The following is a 21,961-nucleotide window of genomic DNA, read 5'->3' as shown; positions in this document are numbered from 1 at the left end:
TATGAGAATCAAATACAGGATTCCTGACGCGTTGCTTCTTGCGGCAACTGCACTTTCCGGAGTTTTTACGCTCCAATCATGTCAGGACGACTCTCAGACCGGACAACCTTCGTGGTTAGGTGAGTCGATCTATGAAGAATTGCAGCATCAGGGAAACTACTCCACCGTGCTGCATCTTATTGACGACCTCGGTCTGAAAGAGCAGATGAGTCATACCGGCTCGTTGACCCTCTTCGCTGCCGAAGATGACACGTTCAGCAAATGGTTCCAAACCAATTCTTGGGGCGTGCGCTCTTACGGTCAATTAAGCCAGGCACAGAAGAAACTGTTGCTCTACAGCGAAGAAATCAACAATGCCTACCTCATCGAATTGATGTCGAATGTTCCCGCAACGTCTACCGGTGGCATACCTTCTGAGGGAAAATGTATGCGGCGCACCAACTCATCGAGCATCTTTGATTCCATTACAACGGCCTTCTGGCAAGACATGCCCAAGACAAGCTATTGGAAGTACTACCGCGACAACGAGAAGAGCATCGTTCTGTTCAAGGATGGCGCGATGCTGCGCGGTTCCAACACCAACGCCCTCTCACAGCCCATGATTCATTTTCTGCCGGCATTCATGCAGGCACAAGGATTTACGAATGAAGATATTTCCATACTGACCAACGGAGCCGTGACTTCCACCTCTGACGCTTATGTCGGCGGGCATCTTGTGACCGAGCGCGACATTACCTGCAAGAACGGCTATATCCAAAAGATGGACGGCGTGATACAGCCTTTCCCGAACATGGCTGAAATACTGCGCAGGCATTCAGTCACTTCAGAATGGAGCAGTCTCATCGACCGCTTCTGCGCTCCGTATTACGACACGCAGAAAACCACGGAATACAACCGGCTGTACAGTCATCATGCCGACTCAGTATTTACGCTTCGATATTTTGCCAAGGGCACCAATGAATACTTGCCCAAAGAGCAAAGCCGAAATAAGGAAACGGGAGACCGAACCGCAGCCACCCTGGCTTTCGATCCGGGATGGAACCAATATGTACCCCCCACCAGTTTGGACCTGCACTATAATGCCGGAGCCATGCTCGTACCGACAAATGCAGCCTTGGAAGAATGGTGGAATCATGGAGGAAAGGTTCTCCAAGATATGTACCACTCATGGGAAAATGTACCGGATGTGGTACTGGCCCCACTGCTCAATGTAAACATGCTGAACTCGTTCACGGCTTCCATTCCCTCCAAGTTCAGCAGCATTGTGAATGATGCCAAGGTGACAATGGGGGTCACCAAGGCCGACATCGACAGTTGCTTCATCGGATGCAACGGCGTGGTTTACCTCACCAACCGTCTGTTCCCGCCAATGGAATATGCGTCGGTCACATTCCCGGCCCTTATCCATCAGGACATCCTGAGTGCCATTTACAAGGCCATAGACATTTATGATTACAAGCCATACCTCAACTCCATGGGGTCTTACTACAGCCTGTTGCTTCCAACGAACGATGCCTTGCTACAGTATATAGATCCATGCAGCTACGGCAATCAGCAGATGACGATGTTTGAATTCTACTACGATGCGGACGATGCCACGTTGAAAGGCAACAGCTATGCTTGCACCGTAGATCCCAATGGAAAGATTAACAAGGGACTTATGCAGAAAAAAGACCTCGGCAAGGCTGTCATGAAGAATCGTCTTGACGATTTGATCAACCAGCTGATTGTCGTGGGAAACATCGAGGATGGCCACAGTATATACAAAACAAAAAACGGCACACCTATCATCGTGCGCAACCAAGGCAAGACCATTCTGGGCGGATGGCAATCCGAACACGACAATGCCAGTCAGGTGACACAGGTCTACGACCAAAGCAAAGAGGGCAACGGCAAGTCGTATCTTATGGAGAGCAACATTCCCCAGAGTGCCTCCAAGACCGTTTATGAAACCCTGAGGGCACATCCAGAGTATGCAGAGTTCCTCAAACTGCTGCAGGGGTCTGAGCATCTCTCCACAAACGACCAATTGTTGCTGACTCAGCAAACCGTGGGGGCGACTAAGCTGACATGCACAAACAATACTGACAATTACAACATCAGCTTGTTCGGCAACTACAACTACAATATTTACGTGCCGACCAACGAGGCCATCAAATCGCTCATAGCCAAGGAAGCACTGCCCACGTGGGACGATTATGACGCAGCCTACGAGGCTGCCGGCGAGGAGACCGACGAATGTGTGATGATCAAGGACAAGATACTTAATTTCGTGAAATACCATATCCAGGACAATGCCGTGGCCATAGACATGGCTCCTGAAATCGACGCACAGGGACGCCAACTCTACAAAAACAACTATGAGTCGATGATGCTCAACCCTCGGAACAAGCGCTACTATACCCTTGCAGTAGACTTCGGTTCGGATCATCTCACCGTAACAGACAACTGCAACCACCAACGCCAAGTGGTGAAGACGGCAGGGCTCTACAACAACATCTGCCGGGAATACTGGCTGGAAGGCACCGGAGAAAGCTGGGCAAAGTCCATCTACGCTTCTGCCGACGCAATAGTCCACCTGATCGATGGTGCACTCTTCTATGACCAAAGCCAGTATGAGACCTCATGGCGAACACAAGCTAAGAAATATTCCCATAGAAAAAAGTAAAACATGCTTATCCACAATATACCTTGCAGGCTGCGTGTCCTGCTTCCGGCCTTGATGCTCGGCCTTGCCGTCAGGGCCCAAATCACATTGGTTCACGGAACGGTTTCCGACGACATGGGTGCCCTCATCGGTGCAACAGTTTGTGAGGTGGATGGTACCGGACGTATCTACAACTCTACCGTGACTGACCTGAACGGCAACTTCTCCATGCCCGTAAAGAACGAGAAAAACAAGATTCGCTTCACTTACGTAGGTATGAAGACACAGTTGCTGGCTATTGACAAAACAACGTACAACATTACACTGGCCTCGGCCACCCAATTGAACGTCGTGACGGTCACGGCCCGCCGCGTCACCCAAGGCAACAACCTGGCCATCCCGGAACGTGAGGTGTCGTATGCCAAACAGTCTTTCGACATGAAGAACTTGGAGGGACTCGGCGTGACTACCATTGACGAGGCCTTGCAAGGACAGATTGCCGGCTTGGATGTTATCGGTAATTCGGGCGACCTTGGCGCGGGTTCCACGTTGCGTTTGCGTGGTTCTTCTTCGCTGTCTACACTGACATACTCAGACCCTCTCATCGTAGTCGACGGCAATGTACGGTCAGTTGATTTGTCAAGCTTTGACTTGGCTGGCGCCAATGAAGAAAAATTTGCAGAATTGCTCAATATTAACCCGGAAGACATTGCAGCCATCAATGTGCTCAAGGATGCAGCCGCCACGGCGGTTTATGGTTCGCAAGGCGGCAACGGTGTGATAGAGATTACCACCAAACGAGGCAAGACGGGCAAGCCCCGTGTTTCCTATTCGCTCAAGCTCACAGGCACTCACCAGCCCCAGGGCTATGCACTGCTCAATGGAGACGATTACACGATGCTGCTGAAGGAAAGCTATTTCAATCCTTCGCAGAGCGATGTCATCTCTCAGTCCATCAAGGAAATCAATTACGACCCGACTTTCTCGGAATATGAGCAGTACAACAACAATACCGACTGGCGGAAAGCCGTCACCCAGTGGGGACTCCGCCAAAACCACTATCTTGCCGTGTCGGGCGGCGGTGAGAAAGCCGCTTTCCGTGTCGGTGGCGGTTTCGACCATGAGACTGGTACAATCATCAAGCAAAAGCTCAACAGGTTCTCAACCCGCGTAGCCCTCGACTACTATGTCAGCGAGCGCATCCGCGTCTCTTCCAACTTTGCCCTTACCTACACGCAGAACCATCTTTCCAGCGACAACCTTCTGGCCATCGCCATGAAGAAGATGCCGAACATGGGCATCTACATGCAAAATCCGGCAACAGGCGAAGATACCAACCGTTACTATGAAATGCTGCAAACGGCAAGTAGCTACTTTGACGGCAATCAGAAAACCTACGTCAACCCAGTGGCAAGTGCCAATCTTGCCAAAAAAGAACGCCGTACTTACGACCTCGCGTCTGAACTTGTCCTTAATTATCGTCTGCTGGGAATGGACGAGGGACACACACAGCTGAACTGGCGTGGAAGTGTCTACATGGGTGTCTTCAATCAATACGACGACTCTTTCTATCCTTCCGAATTGCGTACCTTTGTATGGCAGGACGGTGTAAACACAGCATCTTCTGCCAGCTCGAAGAGTGTGTCTTTCAACACGAAACAGACACTGACATTCATTCCGCACTTCACCAACAGGGATCACTCATGGTCGATGATGGGGCGGTTCGAGCTTAATTCCGGTTCGGCCAGCGGACAGTCGAGCGGAGCCAAGGGGCTGCCAGACTCAGGTGTGAAAAGTCCGGATGCCGGAGGAATCAACACAGGGCTAAGCTCGTATTATTCCGAATGGCGCTCGCTGTATTTTACCTATTCCACCCACTATGCGTACAAGAGTCGTTACATGTTCGACTTCTCTCTACGTGCAGACGGCACCACAAAGTTTGGTCCCGGCAACAGGTGGGGGCTGTTCCCCGCGGTATCCTTGCGCTGGAACGTCGGCGACGAGCCTTTTATGAAATGGTTCCGTGAACATGCAGGATTGCAGATGCTTTCTCTCCGTCCATCGTGGGGACGCGTGGGCACCCAACCTAATCAAGACTACCTCTATATCAGCAAATATGTCACAGGAAACAGATATATCGACATGCCGTCCATGCTGGTTTCCAATATCCGCCTTACGAATCTCCAGTGGCAAATCAACAACAGTTATAATCTGGGTATCGACTTGAGTCTGTTCGATAAGTTCAACATCACCTTTGAAATGTACCACTCGACGACCACGGATATGTTGCTGAGCAACTATCGCATTCCCTCCAACACCGGCTTTACCACCATACCCTATAAGAATGGCGGCAAGATGCGCAACACGGGATGGGAGTTTCATGCAAGTACCAACAAGCTCGTTCAGTCAGGCCGGTTTACTGCAGACCTTAATGTCAACTTCGGCAACAACCACAACGAAATTCTGGAAATGGATGATTACGTGCTGAACTCGTTGAACTCCACATTCAACTATGTCAATGGCGAGGTTTTGCAGCGCGTACAACTATACAATCCCTTTGGAGCCATCTATGGTTTCCGTTACAAGGGCGTGTACCAGTACAAATACAACACTTTCAAGAACTTGACCCCCGAGGAGCAAAAACAGTTCCTGGCTTCGGGCAAGACGGCCCCCGTGTCGTTGAACGAGGAGGGACAGGTGGTTCTGGACGACAAGGGCAATCCTTTGCAGATGCGTTTCAACTATACCAATGACGGTACGGGCAAGAACTATGCGTTTACAGGGGGCGACGCTATCTATGAAGATGTCAACCATGACGGAAATATTGATGCTTTGGACATTGTGTATCTCGGTTCCTCATTGCCAAAACTTACCGGTGGTTTCGGACTCACTTTTTCCTATGGACAATGGAGGCTGAACTCTCAGTTTGCTTACCGGGTAGGCAACAAGATAGTGAATCTTGCCCGGCTGAATGCTGAAGCCATGACCGGCAACGACAATCAGAGCCAGGCCGTCAACTACCGGTGGCGCAAAGAGGGCGACGTGACCAACATACCACGCGCCATGTATGGCAGTACGTCCAATTACAACACCCTCATCAGCGACCGATTCGTGGAAGACGGCACCTACCTGCGCTGCAGCTACATCCAGCTGTCCTACTCGCTGCAACAAAAAAGCCTGAAGTGGATGGGGGTGAACCACATAGCTTTCTATCTCAGTGCCAACAACCCGTTCTTCCTTACAAAATACAGAGGTGTGGATCCTGATGTGAGCCAGAGCGGATATGGGCCGGCAGTGGACAACTCCAAGACACCACGCTCACGCTCTTTTACACTCGGAATAACTGTTGACTTCTAAAAAACACTTATCATCAATGAAAACAAACCGCATATATAGACACCTGTTGGCACTTCCACTGGCTGTTGTCGTGTTTTCGTCATGCAGCGACTGGCTGGAGATAAAACCACAGAATGTCATTACGAAAGATGAGTTCTGGAACGAAAAGGCAGATGTCGACAACATGATCTCTGGCCTTTATACCATCATGCAGTCGCAGAATGTCATGGAGAGAATGATGGTTTGGGGCGAATACCGCAGCGACAACATTGCAGCCAACGAAAATACTGCCAGCAATGCCAACCTGCAGAACATACTGACGGAGAGCATTACAGCTTCCAATGCCTACACCACGTGGGATCGTTTCTACTATGTAATCAATCAGGCCAATACCATTATTGACCAAGCCCCAGCTGTGGCTGCCAAGGATCCGGCGTTCAAGCAAAGCGAACTTCGTGCCGACATTGCAGAATGCTCGGCCCTCCGTGCCCTGTGCTATTTCTATCTTATTCGTACGTTTCGCGATGTGCCCTATACCACTACGCCGTATTATGATGACAATCAGACAATGAATTTGCCGGCATCGAGCTTCGACAGCGTGCTGGACAGCATTATAATCGATCTCGAGCGCATAAAGGACGATGCCGTGACCGTGTGGGCAGCCTCTTCCGCGTCGAAGAGGCTCTATCAGCAAGGACGCATCACGCGCGATGCCATTTATGCCATGCTTTGCGACATGTACTTGTGGAAGCAAGATTACCAGAAGTGTATAGAATATGCAGACAAGGTCATTGCCGACAAAAAGTCACAGTATGAGGAAAACAATATTGGTGTCAACGATCTCTCACGCTTCAATGGCTTCCCACTCATCAGCGACTATGTGTCAAGCAATGGCAATTTTGGCAATGCCTACAACAGTATCTTCGGCAGCGGAAACAGTTCCGAGAGTATCTTTGAGTTGGTCTATATGGCCGATGAATCCATGCTTGGTAATGGTGCCGTGAACTATTTATACGGACCATCCACCAGCGGAAAGGGATACAGCGGCCCCTCGGATCCCGTCAACGAGACAACGTCCAACAAGCTGTCGTCCTCCCAGGTCTACTATGAAAAAGATGCCCGGTACTACGAGAATGTCTATAACAACAGTATCTGGAAGTACACCTATTCCGATGGTCTGGTGAATAAGGCTACGTTGAAGCTGGCTTCATTCAACCGATTCACCAATGGCAGGGTAAAGAGCAATTGGATTGTCTATCGTCTCACCGACGTGATGATGATGAAGGCTGAGGCCTTGGTTGCACTGACCGGTAACGAAACTGAACTGACGGCAGAGGACGAAGACCGATTGAAGGGAGCTTTTGCACTGGTGAATGCGGTAAACAAGCGCTCCGTCATGCAGTCCGACAACGAGCTTAGCGACACGCTCTCGGTCGTGGCCTACAAATCGAAAGAGCAGATGGAAGACTTGGTGTTGGCAGAGCGGCAGCGTGAATTGATGTTTGAGGGCAAGCGCTATTTCGATCTCGTCAGACGAACCAGAAGAGATGGCAATACAGATTACATTAAGCAGCGCATTGCCTTGAAATTTTCATCAGGAGGTTCTGGATCCTCCAATAAGTTCTCAAGAACGGACTATATCTATTGGCCCTACAATGTCGATGAACTGAAGGTCAACAAAAACCTGAAGCAGAATGCGGCATTTGGCAGCGGTGAGTCAAGCAATATCCAACGTAACTAAAAAATGTCTTTTATGAAATATCTTCGTTTTAGCAACCTGTTAAAGTCGGCGTTTGTCACTATGGTTTGTGCCGTGGCGGTTCTTCTGGCTCAAGGCTGCTCCGACGATCCGGCAGCGGAGCACTACTACACGTTCACAGGCGAGACAATGAGCGATTACATCAATAGCCGTCCGCAGTACAGTCATTTTGCTTATATCGTCAAACAAGCAGGACTGAACGATCTGCTTTCGTCCTATGGCCACTATACCTGTTTCCTTCCCGACAACGAAGCCGTAAAGACCTATCTCAAAGAGAAAGGAATAGGCAGCATAGAGAAACTCTCCAAAAACGAGTGCGACACACTGGCACGTACCCATTTGGTAGGCAACATATACACCACCAACAGCATGAACGACGGCACGCTTAACACCGCCAACATGAACAACCGCTATATCCAGATTACGCATGGACTGGATTCTGCAAGCAATTCGGTAGTGTTCCTCAATCGATCGGCCTATATTATCTATGCCGAGCAGGACGACTCGGTAGTAAACGGCATTGTACAGCCTGTCAACAAGGTGCTGGAAATGACCAATTCCTCTCTCGGTGATATTTTGAGGACAAACCAGCGTGTCTCCATGTTCTATCAGGCTTTGCAGGCAACAGGGCTCATCGATACGCTGTACAAAGTGCGAGATGACAGTTATGACGGGGCACTCTACGGATATCAGGAATATTCGTCGCACAACCACCCCGAGGTGGCTGTAGCACCTGACGAAAAGAGATATGGCTTTACAGCCTTCATTGAACCCAATGACGTTTATCTCCGTACCTTAACGGAAAATGGAATTGACGTTGATACCACTTCTGCCAAGAGTGTACTGAGCGCCCTCTACAAACTTGCCCTGAAACTCTATGAGCCGACCTACGGCAACGATGAAGATTTTAAGCAAGCCAACAAAGATAACAATAAGGAGAATTACAGCCATCGCTGGAATGCCTTGAACATGTTCGTCGCTTACCACATTCTCAATCGCGACTGCATTGGCTGGAACCTGTTGACCCCACGAGAGCTAAGCGGCTTCCCGTCACCCTACAACACCACGGCCATCATGATTAAGAAAAACCTGATGAACCCGTGCGATTGGTATGAAACATTGCTGCCACGCACCATGATGAAGATAGAACAAGCCACGGTCTATGGTGATCTGGATGGAGACACACAGTACGACCGATATATCAACCGCCGGGTGAAACTGGACGACAATATCCGGGTGCATGGTGCCTACATCAGTCCTACCATCGAGAGCAATTATGTGCAGGATGGGCCTAATGGCCGTTACTTTTATATTAATAAGGTGATAGCCTTTGACTATGATACTCAAAACATTGTATTCAACGACAATATCCGTATGGACATGTCAACCATCTTTCCCGAGCTGATGACCATGAACATCCGTCTCAACGGTGACCCGACAAAGGATGATGGCAGCAGGGATTACACCTTTGCCAATGGTAAGAACTACTATTTTCCCCAAGGATTCCTCGACAATGTCAATATTCAAGGTGGTTTCTTCGTCTATCGGCGTCCTCATTGGAACTTCGACTGCTACGAGGGTGACGAGATGAACCTGATCGGTGACGGCTACGACATCACTTTCCGTCTTCCTCCTGTACCTTTTGAGGGTGATTATCAAATCAGGCTGGGAGCGGCCTTTATTGAAACGCGCGGTATCGCACAAATCTATTTTGACGGCAAGCCACAGGGCATTCCCATTGATATGACCAAGAACCTACAGGACATCTTGGGTACAAAATGGACTAGCAACTGGGTTGGCATGTCCGACGATGATAAAGCTGCCGATCAGAAAATATTGAAAAACCTAGGGTATTATCGTGGCCCTTACGGTGCCATTCATCAGAACAATAGTGAGTTCGTCAACTCGAAATATACATTCCGCAAGGTGCTTTGCACGGTACACATTAATCCTAAGACAGACCATTACCTGCGTATCCGCAGCACTTCCAGCCAAGGCACCGAGTTCATGCTCGACTATTTGGAGCTTGTGCCCAAGAGTGTCTATGACGTGATGGCAGGCAAAATGGAATCACCACTTTAAAAATAATACCATTAGATAACAATCACGGATATGAAGCGTATCATCCATTATAGAAAGATCTGCTTGGTGCTTTCCGTAGCAGCTATGGCTATCACCTCATGCTCTGATGAGTGGGACAACCACTACCAACCATCGGCCTTAACGGGTGAAAGAAATTTGTGGACCACCATTGAGAGCCACCCCGAGTTGTCCAATTTTGCCAGTGTGGTCAAGGCCGTGGGCTATGACAGAGCCTTGAATGGCTCTCAGACGTTCAGTGTCTTTGCACCGGTCAACAATGTACTTTCCATCGAGCAAGCACAAAGCCTGATTACTGCATATCAAATGGAAAAGGCTGCCGGCAAGCGAGACAACGAGAACAGTGCCATCAAGGAGTTCATTCAGAATTACATCATGCTCTATAGCCGTTCTGCCTCGTCGGTTACCAATGACTCTTTGATGATGATGAACGGCAAGTATCAGACGTTCACCTCCTCTGCTTTCGCAGGAAAGCAACTGTTGACAAGCAATGTAGCTTGTTCCAATGGAGTGTTGTACACGGTAGACGGCCTGGCGCAATACTTTCCAAACATCTTCGAGTATTTGGGCAAGGACAAGGAAATAGACTCTTTGGCGAACTTCGTCTACGCTTTCAACAGGTATCGCTTTGATGCTTCAAAGAGTGTTCCTGGAGATATTGTGAATGGCAAGACGCAGTATCTGGATTCTGTCATTACACTGCGCAACGAATTGCTGGAAAATTATCTGGCACCTGTCAACTCAGAGGACTCTTCCTATTGGATGGTAGTGCCGACCAACGAAGTATGGCAACAGCTGGTACCACAATACGAACGCTATTTCCAATACGACGAGTCGGTAGGTGGCAGGCGCGACTCGCTGACTTGGCTTCAGGCCCGTCTGGCTCTCATTCGGGGCACGGTCTTCAGCCGCACGCGAAACACCGATGCTGTCATTCAAGATTCAGCCTTGTCCACAGAGGCTGTAAGCTATAGGATGAGAAAGTTCCTCTGGGGATCATACGACGACAAATATTATCAGTACAGCCACCCCTTGGAAGAAAGTGGCGTGTTCAACGGCACTACAAACGTGCAGTGTTCCAATGGGCAGGTGATGAAAGCCAAAGAGTGGCACATCTCGCCCCAACAAACCTTTCTTAGAAAAATTACAGCAGAAGGTGAAAACAGCGCACGTCTTGACTCTGTAGACCAGAGTTCTACAACCTATCCTGCCACTACCTATCGTGTGGCTACAAGCAATGCTTTCTACGGCAAAGTGGGCAACAATGCTTATGTGGAACTATCCCCTGTATCGCGTACGAACATCACAGCCTATTTTAGCCTACCCAACTTGCTCTCGAATGTGGGATACGACATTTATGTGGTGACTACCCCCGCTATTGCCGGTGACGAGAACGCTTCCGACATGGCACGACTTCCCACAAAATTCAGAGTCTTCCTTAGGCACCAGTCTGCCGACGGCATCTTGCCCTCGCTGCAGCGAGATTGGATTACGCTGGACGGCAATCACAATCTGTCGGCCGTTACTTGGGAGACGACAAAAGACAAAATAGACACTTTCAAGATTGCTTCCAACATCAAGGTGCCTTACACGACTTATGCCATAGGGCAGGCGGCCAAGGTGGAACTGGTGTTCAATACCACACCGACCACCCGACAGGTAAACAATGGAATCTATAACCGTATTCTGCGCATAGACCGTATCATCGTCATTCCTCATGAAGACACATCGGATAATGGAGCTAAACAATCATTTAACAAATGACAAGGATGAAATCACTTTTCAATAATATACACGTACGCCCGCTGCCCACTGCCGGTACGTTGCTCTGCTTGGCAATGGCAGTTTCCTCCACTGTTGTGGCTCGGAGTTCAGAGAGGGCTTCCACAACAGCTCACACGCCTTTCATGCAGAAAAAATATGCTACACGTCAAATCCAAGGTCGTGTTCTTGATGCATCCACTGGCAGACCGGTTGCTGGTGCTATGGTGTCTGCACAAGGGGTTGACGGCTACAGTACGCTTACAAATGAAGAAGGCATCTACGTGCTGAATGTACCCACGTTCGTCTCTGCCATCTACACTACGCTCCCAACCTACAACCCCGTAGCTCAGGGATTGGGCAAGGGCGAGCGACAAAGGAATATCCTGATACACTCTGCCGACTTCACACCATTATACAGCAAGCATATTGACCAGAACGAAGGATACGACATCAGTGACTTTGAATATTCCAATGCCACTAATATTAAGGAAGAAGTCCAGAAGCAACTGGGTGCACTTGCTTTTACCACGGAGCGTAGCGGTATGCCGGGCATTGGTGCCAACGTGTTTATTCAAGGGTTAAATTCTCTGAATGTCAACGCCCAGCCACTCGTGGTTGTGGACGGAGTCATCTTTGACCAACAATATGGCCGCCCCCTATTGCACAGTGGCTTCTACAACGACATTCTCTCTGCCGTTAATCCTGCCGATATTGAGAAAGTGGAGATTGTGCGCAACGGTACAGCGCTCTATGGCGCAAAAGGAGCCAATGGGGTGATTGTGATCACTACAAAGCGCAGCACGTCAATGGCTACACGCATCACCGCCTCCATGTCAGGCGGTGTCACATTTCAGCCGCGCTTCTTGGACATGATGAATGCCTCGCAGTATCGCACTTACTCCTCTGACCTGCTCGGCACTACAAGCAGCAAGGCCACAGACTTCCGTTTTCTCAATGAAGATCCCAACTACTATTATTATAAGCAGTACCACAACGAGACCGACTGGAAAGAGCGAGTCTACCACACTGCCATGACACAAAACTATGGAATCAACGTACAGGGCGGTGACAATATTGCCACTTATAACTTCTCGGTAGGTTATACACATGCACAAAGTACTTTGTGCTACAACGACATGAGCCGCATCAATGTGCGCTTCAACACAGACATTAACATTTTGCCGAAGCTGAAAACACGCTTCGATGTCTCTTTCACCAATATCACACGTGACATTCGTGATGACGGGGCTGCAGTAGGCTACACTGATGGCACGCCCACCTCGCCAGCTTTCCTTGCCTACGCAAAGGCTCCGTTTCTCAGCCCCTATTCTTATGGTGCCGGGCAATTGTCAGATTCCAAGTTGGACATAACAGATGAGTCATACCTAACCGAGGCTTTGGCCGACTATCCCTCTTACAATTGGAAGTTAGCCAATCCGTGGACCTTGAATGAATATGGTGAAGCAGAGAATAAGAACCGTTTTGAGAACTCTATGCTCAATCTTACCGTCACGCCGACATGGGAGATTCTGCCCAACCTTTCCGTCAGCGAGCACTTCAGCTATAACTTGGTCAACACCAATGAGAAATATTACATTCCTGTGAACGGCGTGCCCGACTATTTCGTGGCAAGTGTCAATGCTTTCCGCGAAAATGAGGTGCGGTCGCTATTTTCCAAACAAAACTCTGTCATGTCGGACACACGCATCAATTGGTCGCAACGGTGGAATGTCCATGCCCTTGAACTCTTTGGCGGCGTGCGCATCAATTGGGAAAGCTACAAGCTCAATAATCAAATAGGCTATAACACTGGCTCTGACAAGACTCCTTTCATGGGCACAAGTCTGCTCAATGCCAGTTCTTTCGGAAACCATGACAACTGGAAGAGCGTAGCATGGTACAGTCGTGCTTCCTACAACTATCTGGGGCGTTACTATCTTCAAGCCAGTCTTACGGGTGAGAGTAGCTCCCGCTTCGGCACTCAGGCAAAGGGCGGGCTGCATATGGCAGGAGTGGCATGGGGGCTCTTTCCCTCTATACAAGGTTCTTGGGTGGTTTCTCATGAACCATGGGCACACCGTGTTCCTTGGATCAATTATCTGAAGCTGTCAGCAGGATACGACATTAGCGGCAACGATGACATTGATTTCTATGCGGCACACAGTTACATGACTTCCAAACTCTATCTTGATGCAGTCTCTGGACTGTCCATTGAGGGTATCGGCAATACAGAGATGAAGTGGGAGACCACGGCCCGCCTGAATGCCGGTTTCGACATCCGTCTGCTGGACAATCGGCTGGCCCTTGGCTTCCGGTTCTATAAAAGTTTCACCAGCAACTTGCTTGCCTTGCAAAACTTAGGCTATCTGTCCGGTGTGTACAACAACTGGTCCAATGGCGGGAAACTCGAGAACACTGGTTTCGACATTACGGCCATGGTCAGGTTGCTGGATGTAAAGAACTGGAAATGGCAGATAGGAGCATCGGTGGGACATTATAAAAACAAGATCACTGAATTGCCAGATGGCAGGAATTTCCTTGACCACACTTATTATGGTGCTAATATCCGCTCCCAAGTGGGCAAGGCTGCCAATCTGTTCTACGGCTTCCAAACCAATGGTGTGTTTGCTACGACCGAAGAGGCTAAGGCCGCTGGCAACTATGTGCTGGGTAGCAACGGCCAGACCAAAAATTACTTTGGTGCGGGCGACATGGTGTTCGTGGACCGGAACAACGACCATCAGATTGATGACTGCGACCGCACTGTCATTGGTGACCCCAATCCCGATTTCTTCGGCAATCTCTTTATATCATTGGCATACAGGCATTTCAAATTGGACATACGTTTTAATTATGTCGTGGGCAACGATGTTTACAACTATCAGCGTTCACAGTTGGAAAGTGGAAGCCGCTTTCTTAATCAGACTACCAATATGCTCACCCGATGGCGGGTGGAAGGCCAAAAGACAGATGTGCCTAAGGCTACTTTCCAAGACCCGATGGGGAATAGCCGGTTCAGCGACAGATGGATCGAAGACGGCTCCTATCTGAGGCTGAAGACAGTGACGCTGAGCTATCAACTGCCATTGAACAGCACTTTCATCCAAGGATTACAATTCTGGATTCAAGGCAACAATCTTCTGACATTTTCCAAGTATCTGGGTTCCGACCCCGAGTTCTCCACCACCTCTGCTGTCATTGGGCAGGGTGTAGACTTGGGACTGCTCGGCCAAAGTCGGTCGGTTGTTGCCGGCGTGAAAGTTAATCTCTAAATGTTTATTTCGTATGAAAGCAAAAAAAATCCTATATCTCGTCATAATCGCCTTGGCGACAACATCATGCAGTGACTTCTTCGAGTTGGATTCCGACCATGTGGCATTTACGAATCATAAGCACATCAACGAGCCCGGAGACAGCATCTATTCGCTCACTGGCATCTTGCAGAAGTTGCAGACATTGGGTGACCGGACTGTTCTCTTAGGTGAGGTTCGTGGCGACTTGGTCACCGTTACTGATGCAGCCTCGTCCGACTTACGTCAATTGGCTACCTTTTCTGTAAGCGACGACAATGCCTACAACAATCCTCGGGACTACCATGCTGTTATCAACAATTGCAACTTTTATATTGCCAAGGCCGACACTTCGTTAAAAGACAGTCGTGGCAACAGTATTTTCATGCGTGAATATGCTGCCGTAAAGGCTATTCGTGCTTGGACTTATCTGCAGCTGGCACTTAACTACGGCCGTATACCTTTCGTAACCGTTCCGGTCTTGACCAAGGATGAGGCAGAAAAGAACTATCCTATGGCAGACATCAAGACAGTCTGTGATTATTTTATAAGCGACCTACAGCCTTTGGCAAATGTAGAACGTCCAGGGCTCGGTACAATAGGCTCCGTGGACTCCCGCTTTCTCTATTTCCCCATCAATCTGCTTTTGGGCGAACTTAATCTGTGGGCTGGCAACTACAAGGAGGCTGCCTTGGCCTACTATCGCTATATTGCCACAGCGAATGGAGGCAATTCCTATTATCCTGTCAAGGCACAATATGTGCATTGGAACAACAGCAATTGGAACATGGTCATCTCACGTGGCAACTATGCTGGTTCCTTTGCTAATGAGACATGGACAAGCGACCGCGATCTGATTACGATGATCCCGGGAGACTCCCTGATTTTACAAGGCAACTACTCGCAATTGCGGAATATCTTTAACAGCACATCGGCCAATAACGGAAAGGTCAGCCTGACACCATCCGCAGCCCTGCAGACTCTGTCTGAGGCGCAGAGCAACAATGTGATTAGCACCGACAAGGATCACACCACTCTCTATGCACCGACTAAGCTCGACAACAATATGTCGGGTGACCTGCGTCTGCAAGCGGTGTGGTCCCACTACAGCAATGGACGCAACGGCGAGAACAATGACTATCAATATATTTGGAAGTTCACGACTCGGAATGTCCATATCTACCGCCGCACAATGGTCTACCTGCGTATGGCAGAAGCTCTCAACCGTGCCGGCTATCCCCATTTCGCCTATCAGATATTGGCAAGAGGAGTCAACAATCAGGTCATAAACGATGAGGTGCTATCCCACTGTACTTCGGAGGCTGACAGTACCTTTGTCCGGCAGTTTGACTTCCCAAGTACTTCCAACTCTGGCTATATCGTCTTCGACAAGAACGATATGGATGCCAACTACAATACCATTGGCATTCATTCACGCGGAGCAGGATGGGCCTGTTACGATAAAAACTACCAAATGCCGTTTGATGAGACTCTTTCGGGAGAGGCCTTGAAGCAATGGCAAATCAACAAGGTGGAGGATATGATTGTAGATGAGGATGCGCTTGAGGGAGCTTTTGAGGGAACGCGTTACTATACGCTGCTCCGTGTGGCTCTCCGGCGCAGTGATCTCGGCTATCTGGTCAACCGCATCAAGGCACGCGACGGACAAGGAACAAGCAGCATCAGCAGAGACCTCCTGCAACCCAGCAACCTCTTCCTTCATTGGAATGGGAAAATAGGATATTAGTTGCTCCGAAAGTTTTATGCATGGAACAATAAAATAAAGTTGTATACCAGATACCTGCCATTTGTAAAACTCACGTTATTCTAAAAATTAAATCTCCATGAAAAAAAAATCAAAGCCTATTATTGTCTTCGGGCTTATACTGATATTTTTGGGTGCATGGTCTACAGTATGGGCTGGCACGTCAAATTACATGTTCATTGACGACCTGAGCGGTAACGGCGATTGGACTGCCACATATTTCCAGTTGGACAAGGCCCAGATAGCCAAGAACTTGGGACTGACAGAACAAACGCTGGTCACCAACGGAGGATCATCCGTTACCGTGTATTCAGTAAAGGAGGACGGCACGAAAGTGGCACCTAACAGTAAACATGCCGGGGCTGGCGGCAATGCCGGTGACTGGCACGATGCCAATGGGCATTCTCTCAGTGCGTCAACAGGAATATTCTACCATGTCATCAATTATTCCAATTTCTCCGTCGGTATTGGGCAGAGACCAACGGCCGGGATTACCTATGGGCAGTCTTTTGCTTTCAAACTCGTTGTGGAATACATTCCCGCCAGTGGTGACCCTGTGACCGTAACCTTGGACGTGACTTATAAGATTACCTATCAGAAAGCCTATGAAAATGCCGTGGCTGAGGCAAAAGCGGCCCTCGCCAACAATGAATATGCCGCCGTTACAGGTATGCTGCGAACCAACCTTGAGGGCCTTGTCAACGCCACCGTCGACCAAACAGAAGAAGGTTGGAAGGCTGCAATGATGGACATTATAACGGCCCTAACGACATTTAAGTCCTCTGCCATTACGGTCGGTACGTACTTTTTCCAAGATTCGCCACTGCACAACAACTACGTATGCACATATTACAATATAGACAACCATGCCATCGCCAAAGCTCTTGGGCTCAGCACGACAGACTTTGTCAACAACTATAAGGCTGACAACAGCGGCAAGGTAAAGATGAGTACATACGGCACTTCTGGCTCCATCTATACCGCCGCAAATGATGCAGGCGAGGGCAACTACAAGGGCTATTGGCTCGACAGCGACGGCAAGCATTCTGGATGGTCTGCCGGAATATTCTTCTTTGTCTACAACCCAGCTGCACGCATAGGCATTGGGCAGATGCCGACAACCGAGTCAGGCAGGACACACTGCGAGCCAGGCAAAAGTTACAATTTCTGCGTCATATTCCAATATAATGGTAAGAAAGCTGTTGTAAGCGTGACTTACAACACCACATATAAGGCAAGTTACGAGACGGCACTGGAGCACGCAAAGACGGTATTGGGCAGCAGTGACTATGTGTCTGTCACAGGTAAGCCGCGCACAAATCTGCAAAGTCTCGTTGATGCCCACGTTGCAGAGGCTGAGGAGGCATGGAAGTCGGCAGCAGAACGTATCACCGCTGCGGTGGCATCTTTCAAAAAGGGCGTTACAGAAACAATAGCCGGCACCTATGTTTTGGATGACTCGCCGCAACACACCAGCTACTCCTGCAAATATATCGACATTGACAATGATGCCATCGCCAAGGCTTTGGATCTCAGCACGGTGGATTTCACGACCAACTACAAAGCCGACAACAGTGGCAAGGTCGTTCTCAGCACCTACGATGCCACTGGCACCCTTTACACCGCATCTGCCGATGCTGGAGACGGCGACTTCAAAGGCTACTGGCTCAACAGCGACGGGAAAAGTGCCAGTTGGGCCGTAGGCTACATCTATTTTGTCTACGACCCGGCAGGCCGCATCGGGGTTGGCCAAATGCCTGTTACAGAGAGCGGCAAAAAACACGTCGCTGCAGGAGACATCTGTACATTCCACGCTGTTTTCTGTTATGGCAATAGACAGGCTATAGTAAAAGTTTCTTATAAAGCCACGGTATACTTGTGGCTGCAAGATGTCCTCACAACGGCAAAAGCCATGTTGGCCGATATCACTATAGGCTATGACAAAACGGCCATGGCAAAAGCCATTGCCGATGGCGAGTCTGCCACCATCGCCATGCCCAACGATGAAATCATGGCCGTTATCAATGCCATCAATAAAGCCATTGCCGATTATCAGGCACAGCTCAAGAATGTAAACACGTTCAAAGCTGTTGTCGAGGATGCCAAGGCCGAGCGTGCTGCCGACAGCTATCCAGGAAATTCTGCCTTTGATGTTGCCATTAGTACAGCAGAGTCTTTCTTGGCTAAACTTGAGATAGCCCCCACTCTCGATGCCACAGAGCAGCTCGCAGCCCTCAATATGGCCCGTGAGGCTTATTACAACTCTCAATACGCCTTTGCCCCTATCTGGCAGACTGTATCCTATGTTGATCTGTCGCTCAATGCATCTGAGAAATATACGCTGCGCGTAGACAACAAACCTTTCTATCCAACAAACATTCAGGTGCGCCCCGATAAGCTGCGCGGCTACCTCGGTTGGTCAGAGAAAGAGATAGAAGCAGCTTTCAAGCGCGCCGCCGATGACGGTTTCAACACGGTCAGCGTACCCGTATACTGGAAAGAGGTGGAGCCCGAAAAGAACCATTTCGACTGGCGCATTCTTGATCGCTACCTCGGCTGGTGCAAAAAATATGGCATGAAGATGGAGATGCTATGGTTCTCGTGGAGCAGTGGAGGTCGTGTGCAGTGGCTCTGGAATGGCACCAACGGCAAGTGGGTGCTGCGCACGCCCGACTATGTTTGCTCCGCCGACGGCAAGTCGGATTTCAACATGTTGCGTAATACTTGGGAGTACAGCCTCGACTGGCGTGACACCAACCTTCGCAGCCGTGAGACTTATGTTCTTGGTCGCATCATGGAGCATATTGCACTTTGGGATGCCAACAACGACAATCCGCACACTGTCGTAGGCGTACAGCTCGGCAATGAGGCACGCGGACACGGCAACAACTCTGCTACGGCAGCCGAGATTGTCGACTACTATCACCAGGTGGGCTCAGCCGTAAAGAACTCCAAATACGTCACTTGGACACGGATCAACTGCGTTTCCTACGAGACCAGCGGACGCACTTCCGCCAATGAAAACAAACGCAATAACGGAGGATCCAACATCGATTTCGTTGGCATAGATGTCTATGGAACCAATGCAGGCAGTGTGAAAGGCAACATCAACGGGCAACTTGGAACCAACGGCAAGAATTACCGAATGATTATGGAGATTGATGCCAAGGACTCGTGGTCGCCCATCTACCAGATGGCAGCTCTGGCCGGCGACAAGGCTTTTGACTACTACAATCTTGGCCCGGTAGACGGCAACGGTCTGTATGCCAACGACGGCCACGCGCTCAAGGAGCGTGCCCATATCAACCTTGTGCGGCAACGCAATAAGATGCTCAACCTCTGCAACCAGGACATCTGCCTCCGCAAGCAGGGTTCAGGACTTTATGTCTACAACTACGCGGCTACCTCTACCAATACCGAGGCAGGATACAAGGGCATTACTTTCACCCCTGGTGCCAACAACACGCAAGCCATTGCCGTGGAGCACAGCTCCCATGAGTTTTCTCTCCTTTCCACAGCCGACGGCACATTTACCATTCCCTCTGCCTACGTTATCAAGTCAGCAGAAATAGGTCATTACGACAGCAGTAACAACTGGGTGAAGGAAGGCTATGCCAGCGTCGAGGGACAAACTATAAAGATGTCAGGAACATCATGCGTGCGTGTCATATGGGGCACTTCTTCCAAAAAGAAAGTCTTCACCTGCGGCGACTCCACTATGGCACCCAAGTCAAGCAATACGGAACGGGGATGGGGCATGCTTTTCTCAAGATTCCTTGATGCCAACCATACCGTCGTCGACAACCGGGCCCTCGACGGCTACAGCACCAAGAGCTTTATTGACAAAGGCAAATGGCTCGGTGTGACAAACAGCCTGTCGGCGGGCGACTACGTGCTGATACAGTTCGGCCATAATGATGCCAAGACCAGTAGCTCACTGCACACCGATCCCCAGACGACCTACAAGCACAACCTTGCCAAAATGGTTGCCGAGACACGAGCCAAGCATGCCACCCCGGTGTTGCTGACACCTATCGTGCGTCGCACTTTCGGCAGCGACGGTAACATCGTCAACGACCATACCGCTTACGCAGAGGCAATGCGTCAGGTGGCCGACAGCCTCGACGTGCCGCTCATCGACATGAACCTCCTCAGCTCGCAATATGAGAACGTTGCCGGTATCAAGGGCTCGCGCAGCCTCCACGAGTATTACCCCGGTACGGAAATAGACAATACCCATCTCTGCCAGTTCGGGGCGTACATCACCGCACGTTGTGTCGCTGAACAAATAGCTATAAACGACAAAATAGGTATCGAAGTCAACGCCAAGCCTATGGCAATGGCCGGGGCTTACAGTTCTACCGTCGATTTCGCACGCCACGCCCTTGCCGCCCTTTACCCTGCTGCCGATACATCGGGCATAACCCTTGAACAGGCCGATGCCATGGCAAGAGGCAGGAGAGTGGCCGAAAGAACAGCGATAACTCAGAAAGAACCGGGCACAGACGTGTCGTTCGCACTGGTCAACAGCGACATGGCCGAGGGCTTGTGCTGGGACAACAGTTTACAGATGACAACGCCGATGGGCTATGCACTCCGTCTTAATGTGTCGGGATGGACAAGCTACGGCATGTGGTACAACGATCGTGTGTCGGGGCCTTACTGGTGCTTCAATGCGCAAAACATTGGATATACAGAGATTCGTCGAACTGTCTCCGGGCTGCCGAACGGCTTTTACAAAGCCATCATGCACGTCAATGTTTCAAATCAAAATCCCATGACTGCCGGTGCAGAAGGCAAGGCCTATGTATGGACAACGTCGGGCGGCGACGAAACCAGACAAGCAATTACAGAATTGACTTCGTGGGACGAGCTCGCCGGCACGTTCAAATGGCTTGATGCCTCCGTCACTTGTCAGGTGAAAGATGGGGAGCTGGTTTTCGGCATATGCACAGAAAACGGCTACTATGCACGTCTGTCAAACGTTGCACTCACATGGCTCGGCAAGACACCCACAGGCATCGAGATCATGAACACAGACGTTTTTGACGAGAATGCCCCCACATACAACATTGCCGGAATGAGAGTGGATAACAGTTACAAAGGAATTGTTATACAGAATGGTAAAAAGTTCGTAAGGAAATAGATTGTTTGAGAACAACGAATTCGGAATAAAGAAGCTGTGCGTCATTTGTCCTTTATATATAGACGCACTGCTTCTTCAATATATATCGAACAAGAACAAGATGCCAAAACTGGTATCGCTTCTACCATGCCGCCATCTGCATAATCAGTGCGCT

General features: G+C 49.6%; 8 protein-coding genes. All 8 read left to right on the top strand.

The window, feature by feature from the left end; all coding sequences use genetic code 11:
- Window position 1 precedes the first annotated feature (1 nt).
- The 8 genes from PREDE_RS05105 (at window position 2) to PREDE_RS13285 (ending at window position 21,807) form a co-directional block, all read left to right on the top strand.
- On the top strand, window positions 2–2,668 hold the full coding sequence (locus tag PREDE_RS05105; protein ID WP_005844745.1) for a hypothetical protein: 2,667 nt from the start codon (window positions 2–4) through the stop codon (window positions 2,666–2,668).
- A gap of 3 nt (window positions 2,669–2,671) precedes the next feature.
- Window positions 2,672–6,004, top strand: a complete 3,333-nt coding sequence (locus PREDE_RS05100) for a SusC/RagA family TonB-linked outer membrane protein (RefSeq protein ID WP_005844742.1) — start codon at window positions 2,672–2,674, stop codon at window positions 6,002–6,004.
- Window positions 6,005–6,020: 16 nt separating this feature from the next.
- Window positions 6,021–7,724 (top strand): RagB/SusD family nutrient uptake outer membrane protein, encoded by a 1,704-nt coding sequence (locus PREDE_RS05095; protein WP_005844741.1) that lies wholly within the window; start codon window positions 6,021–6,023, stop codon window positions 7,722–7,724.
- Window positions 7,725–7,736: 12 nt separating this feature from the next.
- The gene (locus PREDE_RS05090; protein ID WP_015298511.1) at window positions 7,737–9,824 is read left to right on the top strand and encodes a fasciclin domain-containing protein; all 2,088 of its coding nucleotides are present in this window, start codon (window positions 7,737–7,739) and stop codon (window positions 9,822–9,824) included.
- Between the two features lie 30 nt (window positions 9,825–9,854).
- Window positions 9,855–11,606, top strand: coding sequence for a fasciclin domain-containing protein (locus tag PREDE_RS05085; RefSeq protein ID WP_005844739.1), 1,752 nt, complete (start codon window positions 9,855–9,857; stop codon window positions 11,604–11,606).
- 221 nt (window positions 11,607–11,827) lie between these two features.
- Entirely contained in the window at window positions 11,828–14,878 is a 3,051-nt protein-coding gene (locus tag PREDE_RS05080; protein ID WP_005844738.1) for a SusC/RagA family TonB-linked outer membrane protein, read from the top strand.
- Between the two features lie 52 nt (window positions 14,879–14,930).
- Window positions 14,931–16,643, top strand: coding sequence for a RagB/SusD family nutrient uptake outer membrane protein (locus tag PREDE_RS05075; RefSeq protein WP_235777478.1), 1,713 nt, complete (start codon window positions 14,931–14,933; stop codon window positions 16,641–16,643).
- A gap of 97 nt (window positions 16,644–16,740) precedes the next feature.
- Window positions 16,741–21,807 (top strand): DUF4859 domain-containing protein, encoded by a 5,067-nt coding sequence (locus tag PREDE_RS13285; protein ID WP_015298510.1) that lies wholly within the window; start codon window positions 16,741–16,743, stop codon window positions 21,805–21,807.
- Window positions 21,808–21,961: the final 154 nt, after the last annotated feature.

The organism is Prevotella dentalis DSM 3688 (assembly GCF_000242335.1).
In the GTDB taxonomy this organism is placed as follows: Bacteria; Bacteroidota; Bacteroidia; order Bacteroidales; family Bacteroidaceae; genus Prevotella; species Prevotella seregens.
This window is presented reverse-complemented; position numbering and strand designations above follow the sequence as displayed.

Excerpts from the sequence above, each read along its gene's own strand:
- PREDE_RS05080 (WP_005844738.1), top strand. The coding sequence starts at position 11,828 with ATGGTGTCTGCACAAGGGGTTGACGGCTACAGTACGCTTACAAATGAA.
- PREDE_RS05095 (WP_005844741.1), top strand. The coding sequence starts at position 6,021 with ATGAAAACAAACCGCATATATAGACACCTGTTGGCACTTCCACTGGCT.
- PREDE_RS05085 (WP_005844739.1), top strand. The coding sequence starts at position 9,855 with ATGAAGCGTATCATCCATTATAGAAAGATCTGCTTGGTGCTTTCCGTA.
- PREDE_RS13285 (WP_015298510.1), top strand. The coding sequence starts at position 16,741 with ATGAAAAAAAAATCAAAGCCTATTATTGTCTTCGGGCTTATACTGATA.
- PREDE_RS05090 (WP_015298511.1), top strand. The coding sequence starts at position 7,737 with ATGAAATATCTTCGTTTTAGCAACCTGTTAAAGTCGGCGTTTGTCACT.
- PREDE_RS05100 (WP_005844742.1), top strand. The coding sequence starts at position 2,672 with ATGCTTATCCACAATATACCTTGCAGGCTGCGTGTCCTGCTTCCGGCC.
- PREDE_RS05105 (WP_005844745.1), top strand. The coding sequence starts at position 2 with ATGAGAATCAAATACAGGATTCCTGACGCGTTGCTTCTTGCGGCAACT.